Below are 5,715 nucleotides of genomic sequence, written 5' to 3'. Positions count from 1 at the left end.
TTGTTGAGCACCGCTTCTTTCATTATCAATCGTACATCGACCGCTGTTTCCGTCAGTCCTCCCTCGCTGAGTTTGATGCACTTTATCAGCCTGAAGTTCTGATTCATCAGCACCACGAAGAAACGTTCTTTCTCGTTGTCCTCCATCTGAGGGAGAAGAAAGTTATAGAGTGCCAAGCTACTGCCGAGGTCGGTCTGCTGAGCCACCTTTTCCATTTGGTAGCGTCTTCCGAGTTCGATGGCGGCTTGTATGGCTATCGCCTTGCAGTCGCCTACACCCTGCACCACTTCGAGTTCCTCAATTCTCGCACGCTTGATATTACGTAGGCTCTCGCCCATGATATTATAAATCTGTCGTGCCTGCTGTAGGCTCTCTTTTGTTCCTGCCCCTCTGTTCATTACAAGCGAGAGAAGTTCCACGTTGCTGAGGGTGTCCATACCGTAGTTGTAGGCTCTGTATTGAGGTCTTTCCTCCATGCAAAGGTCGTTATAATTTTGTCGTATCATCATTATATTTTTTATTAGTTATACATTCTTTTGGTTCTTGCGAGGAACATGGCACCCATGACCTCGGCGCCACATTCAGCGAGTTGGCTTGCAAACTCTTGGGCGGTCGCTCCGCTTGTTATCACATCGTCGAAGATGATGACCTTCTTGCCCTTGAAATACTCTCTATCGAGTGCCACCCTGTAGCCGAAGCTTTCAGAAACATGGTTTTCGCTGTTGTGCTTGGCTGTGCGCTCGCCATAGATGAAAAGATGGTCGTTGCCGTTCTGTACCTTAGCCTCTTGGCTCACCTTGGAGGCGAAATGAGAGAAACGCTTGGTGTATTTCTTTGAGTTGGCGGCTGGAGCACAAACAAGCACGAAGTCGCCGGCTTTGTCGCCATAGGTCTGAGAGAATGACTTTGCCACCATGTCGGCTGCATAGTCTGTCGCCCACTTCTTGCCATCCTTGAAGGCAAAGATGAAGTTTCTTACTTGCTCTGCCTTGGCTGAGCGGTCGAAACGCTTGGAGTTGTACTCGTAATAGTTGAAAGTCTTCATACGCTTTAAAATTTTTATTCTACCCAGAGGGCTAAAGGAGCTTTTTACTTGAACTCGTCTTTGTCTGCCCGTCTGAGAGTTTTTTTTATTCTGCCCGTCAGGCTTTTTTGTCACTTTTTACGGTGCAATGAGACGAGCGGAGAAGAGGTATGAAGACCAAGGAATTTCGGCTAAAAGTTACAGGAATACCCAATCTGTGATTGTGGAAGGCTGCCAGGAAGTTTTCGCAGAAATCGGGAACCAGTACTTGGTAGGTACCGTCCGCCGTAAATTTGCTGAGGAAAAAGGGATAAAGTCTGATGGGCTACCTATAAAGGGCTGCTCTCGGAGCGGATAAAGCGGACAAAGAAAAGGCTTTGCCTTACCTTGGTGTTAAGCTTCTGTGACGTTTGAACAGTGCAAATTTTAACATCTGTATAGAAATGGGTAAAAAGAAAATTTGCGTATCAAGAAAACCGTGTTTTTCAGGCATTCTGCATGGAAAACAGACCTTAGAGCGATGAAATCACGACATTTTGCACCTCTCGACCTCGGTTTAGAGGATGCAAAATGTGTCGTTTTACGACAGGTTTTCCACACCCATGGATTGGGAAACCTCGGTTTTATCGTGGTTTTGGGGTTTCAAAGGGGAAGAAATTCCCCTTTGCGTCGGAAACGACCCCCCACCGCCCTGCGCCCGAGCCCGCCTCCCGACCCTTGGAAAAGACGGAATATGTAAACAAGTATTAAGAAGTTTGTAAGAGTGCTAAACATAAAAAGGGGAGTCCGCAGCGATGCGAACTCCCCCATACGGCGGTCAAGCGAGAATGCTAACCACCTATCTATAATCGTATGAAAAAAAATAATATCAGAGCATGGAGCCAGTGGAGATATAGCCATCGGACTGCGGGAATTTCTCTATACCAATCATGAGTGTGTCGAAGGCATCGGAGCCATCGGTGCGAGCCTCCAGCTTGTCCTCCTCGGTCTCTGCCAGTTTCTCTCCTCGCTTATCCTTCTTGCCATTATACACACCAGCAAGGCGGATGGATATGAGCAGATCTTCATTGTTTTCGCTGTTGATCACGGCACGGTGCTCAGCCTTGCCCACGAACATACGGTTGATGAGCAGCATCTTCTCCAGGTGTCCCATCGGGTTGCCCAGATAGACCTCGTTGACATACCAGCCATGGTCTGTGAGATAGTTGGCGATGAAGGTATGGAAGTCATCATTCATTAGGGCGTAGTTGTTGCCCACGAAGGTAGAGTCGTAGTAGAAGTTAACCTCCTTGCATCGTTGGTACTGGTAATACTCCATGAACTTATCGAGCAGGGCAGGCAGCTTATTCTCATACTTCACGAAGAAACTCTTCAGGCAACGAGCCTCGCCGCGCAGGTTGTCTTGTCCCACGCACATCCAGTTGATGAGCGCATTGGCATCGAACGCTATGCACAGCGGACGGTCAGGATCAACGTCTGCATCCATGCGTGCATCCACATGCTGTAGCTTATCGATGTCATACTCCAGGCCATCGAGGAAGTCGAGGTTGGGAGCCGTGTATAAGTTGACATCACGCAGGTTTGAGTAGAAGCCATCGAGCGAGATGGATGGTCGTTTGCACATGATGGAAGTCTGGAAGGTGAGTGCAGGCAAGTCTCGCTTCATCTGCTTGATGAACTCCATGCCGAGCACCTCTACATTATAGACAGAGGAATATTCCTTGTAGAAGAGTGTCTTGGAACGCAACTGTGCCAGTAGCAAGCCTATCTCCTTCAGGCGACGCTTGGCATATAGACTGACGTGCCCCGATGTCTTGATGCGGTTGCGGATGTCAAACTCTTCGACCACGAGCGAGGAGATGGCTTCCACGAGGTGAGTATCACAATCCTTCTTGTAGTTGAGGAACCAGGAACCTTTCTTAGTGACCGGCATATCGGAGGTGATAAGCATGCCATGGTGGTAGTAATGCTGACCAAAGAGGTTGACATTGCCACGGTTGGCAGGAAAGGTCTCATCCTTCAGCTGCTCGAAGTCGATGAACTTCGCCTCGTCGATGTCGAGGTAGTCAAGCGAGAGGGAGTTAGACGTGCCCTTGCGGTCTTGTGAGATAATGGTGCCTATACTTCCATTATAAAACGAGATGGTGTTCTCCCAGTTGGAAGGAGGAATGACCGGGTCAGGCCATCCCAATTTCTTAGGTGGCTTGACCCCGATGAGATAATGCTTGCCCCGATGGAAGCCCCATCGCTCCCAGTGTTGAAGCATGGACGGTATGGTATTGGTGAGACATCGCTTTGCGTTGGCGGAGACAAAGCCACCATTGCTGCCAGGCATGCGCTGCATGTTGCGCAGGTTGAACATGGAGTGGAGTACACTCTTGCCTATGCCTCGACCGCCCACTACCACGTTGTCTCGAGCGTTGATGAAGTTGACCTCCATCTGTGCTGGGTTTAGATATTGATCGATCATTGAGCATCCTCCTTGATTTCTTCTGTTGGTGTATATTCCAAGAGTTGCTCATCATAGTCTTCAGCTTCGATTTTGACAAGATCCATGGAGTTGTCGGTGTATTTCTTGATGAGCTTCTTGATGGTGGTCATCACGTTAGGAATGCGCTTGAGACCCAAGTGACGAGGATCTGTGGTAGGGATGAACACCTGAGGCTGAATCTGGTCGTAGCCATTATCCACAGGATCTTCCTTATCCAGAAGATGATATTTACCGTAGGCAGCAGCTGCAGCAGCCATGGCACGGGCATCGCCCATGGACTCAGCCTTATCGTAGGTGCGCTGTATCATCTGGTCGAAGCGGAAACGGGCAAAGTCCTTAGATACACGCTGGAGATTGCCCAGTATGAGCTTGATGAGGTGCAGATCGTTGTATGCCATCATGCGCTGCACACGATAGTCTTGCATATCCTTGAATACCAATTCCTGGTCTGTCTTGCGGGGATTGACGAGCCACCAGGCATAGAGGGCACGGATGCGTAAAATGCGGTCACGCACAGGGGCTGGCACATTTTGCGCATCCATCTCTTCGGGTGTGCGATCCATGAGGTCGATGATGGCATCGATGTTGGCTGGTTCTCTCATACTCTAATCTCCTCTAACATTTGGTTCAGGTATTCATGTGTGCGCTGCACGGCTTGTGGCGAGCCAGCAGCAGCGAGGTCAAGTTCATTCTTGCGAAGCTGCTGCTTCACAGTCGCCATGCCCAGGTAGTAGGCACGGTGAAGCTTAGACGAAGGCTTCAGAATCTCCTCACGCAGTTCATCCTCGTTAATATCCAAAAGGACGGACATCTCCGATATCGGAGTCAAAGTCTCTGCCAAGTCTTGCACGTTTTTCATCAATTCCTGTGTAATTTCCATTGATTTTCAAACTTTTGTTAGTACAGTGCTCCAGGTAACCATGGAGCAGATCATAGAAGACTTGTGGCTCTGTAGTGACGATGGTCGATTCATCACGGCTACCATAGGTCTGGTTTTGTGAGGTGACGACCGACACCACGCAATCGGCGGCTCTGAAGAGGATCACCTTGGAGTGGTTCTCACCCAGATAGACCTCGTCGAAGCATGCCTGCATCATGCGCCAAAGCTGCACGGTCTTCTTGCTTGCCTTGACATCGAGCAGCATCTTTGCCGAACGGATGCTGTCAGACTGCCGCATCAGGCGGAACCCACGGAGGAACTCCTCGGAGGTAGAATAGGATGACACCCACACTTCTGCAGAGCCTGTCTGTGAGAGAATCCACTTGATGAGACCGAGGGTGTGGATATGTCGCCCGAAATAGGCTTGCGTCTGGACTTCGCCGATGGGTTTCAGTAGGTCTGCTACCTTAGCCTTGGTTGTCATTCTCAGCGAGGCGGGCTTTAGCAACACGGTCACGGTCGGCACGTGTGACCACGTATGAGTCGTAGGTGAGCATGTCGGCACGATACTTTTTGTCAAGGTCGGAGAGTATCTTGAGATACTCGTATCGGTCGCACGGCTCTTTATCTTCCATCGACTTGAGCGTCTCGAAGGTAGATTTTATCTCCTTGTATCGCTTGGCGTTAATATCCCAGAGGGCTGCAACTTCTTCGGGCAGAAAATCGTGATCCTTGCGCTTGCCTTTGCGGATGACCGCGACACCATCTTCTTCGGAGGACGGCAGCTCTGCATCATCATTGTTGGACTCTTCCTCGCTGGAATCGGTCGTTTTGGCGGTCGTACCGGTCGTTTCTTCGGTCGTAGCCACTGGTGCACCCTCGTCTATGATGGCTTGTGCCTCTGGAATGACGAGACTATCCATCTGCTTGACCTCATCGATGGTCATTTTGTCGAGACGAATTTTGAGGAACTTGCCCAGCTCATACTCGATGTTGGAGCGGTATGCCTGTGGCTGGCGAGTGGCACGGGCATGGTAGAAGCGGTCTCGGTTGAGACGGAAGAGAATGTCTGCGCCACGCTTGATGTCGGCATCGCTCTCATGCTTGGCGTTGAGCCATGCCTGTATTTGTTTGGTGAATTGATGATCCATATATATATGCGAAAATAATAAAAGGTGGCTCAGGCACGAAGCGAGAGCCACCTAAGCATCTAAAAGTAACTAACTAAAGTTTCCCACCCCAAAATAATGGGGTAAAAATAACAGTTTCTCAATAAAAAGTTGTATCTTTGTAATCGCTAAGTAACAGTTAAAAAATAAC

The 5,715-nt window shown here is 49.5% G+C and carries 6 protein-coding genes; all 6 read right to left on the bottom strand.

What is annotated here, in order from left to right:
* The coding region (locus QVD32_RS12470; protein WP_287710298.1) for a UPF0758 domain-containing protein at window positions 1-509 on the bottom strand (509 nt) is incomplete at its 3' end.
* A gap of 11 nt (window positions 510-520) precedes the next feature.
* Window positions 521-1,045, bottom strand: a complete 525-nt coding sequence (locus QVD32_RS12465) for a phosphoribosyltransferase (protein ID WP_287710297.1) — start codon at window positions 1,043-1,045, stop codon at window positions 521-523.
* An 847-nt stretch (window positions 1,046-1,892) separates the two neighbouring features.
* Window positions 1,893-3,494, bottom strand: coding sequence for a hypothetical protein (locus tag QVD32_RS12460; protein WP_287710296.1), 1,602 nt, complete (start codon window positions 3,492-3,494; stop codon window positions 1,893-1,895).
* Window positions 3,491-4,117: a hypothetical protein gene (locus QVD32_RS12455; RefSeq protein WP_287710295.1), complete on the bottom strand. Its 627-nt coding sequence runs from the start codon at window positions 4,115-4,117 to the stop codon at window positions 3,491-3,493. The genes QVD32_RS12460 and QVD32_RS12455 overlap by 4 nt, the downstream gene beginning before the upstream one ends.
* Window positions 4,118-4,303: 186 nt before the next feature.
* Window positions 4,304-4,879 carry a C4-dicarboxylate ABC transporter gene (locus tag QVD32_RS12450; RefSeq protein WP_287710294.1) on the bottom strand — a complete coding sequence of 192 codons (576 nt, stop codon included), beginning with the start codon at window positions 4,877-4,879 and terminating at the stop codon, window positions 4,304-4,306.
* Window positions 4,863-5,546: a hypothetical protein gene (locus tag QVD32_RS12445; RefSeq protein ID WP_287710293.1), complete on the bottom strand. Its 684-nt coding sequence runs from the start codon at window positions 5,544-5,546 to the stop codon at window positions 4,863-4,865. Before QVD32_RS12445 ends, QVD32_RS12450 begins: the two co-directional genes overlap by 17 nt.
* Window positions 5,547-5,715 lie beyond the last annotated feature (169 nt).

Origin of the sequence: Barnesiella sp. (genome assembly GCF_022723415.1) — a bacterium.
GTDB lineage: Bacteria > Bacteroidota > Bacteroidia > Bacteroidales > Barnesiellaceae > Barnesiella > Barnesiella intestinihominis.
The sequence above is the reverse complement of the archived record's forward strand: the minus strand, read 5'-3'. Positions and strand labels throughout refer to the sequence as shown.

What these genes read in the sequence shown, in the direction of transcription:
- QVD32_RS12465 (WP_287710297.1), bottom strand. Translation starts at nt 1,045, where the DNA reads ATGAAGACTTTCAACTATTACGAGTACAACTCCAAGCGTTTCGACCGC.
- QVD32_RS12460 (WP_287710296.1), bottom strand. Translation starts at nt 3,494, where the DNA reads ATGATCGATCAATATCTAAACCCAGCACAGATGGAGGTCAACTTCATC.
- QVD32_RS12455 (WP_287710295.1), bottom strand. Translation starts at nt 4,117, where the DNA reads ATGAGAGAACCAGCCAACATCGATGCCATCATCGACCTCATGGATCGC.
- QVD32_RS12450 (WP_287710294.1), bottom strand. Translation starts at nt 4,879, where the DNA reads ATGACAACCAAGGCTAAGGTAGCAGACCTACTGAAACCCATCGGCGAA.
- QVD32_RS12445 (WP_287710293.1), bottom strand. Translation starts at nt 5,546, where the DNA reads ATGGATCATCAATTCACCAAACAAATACAGGCATGGCTCAACGCCAAG.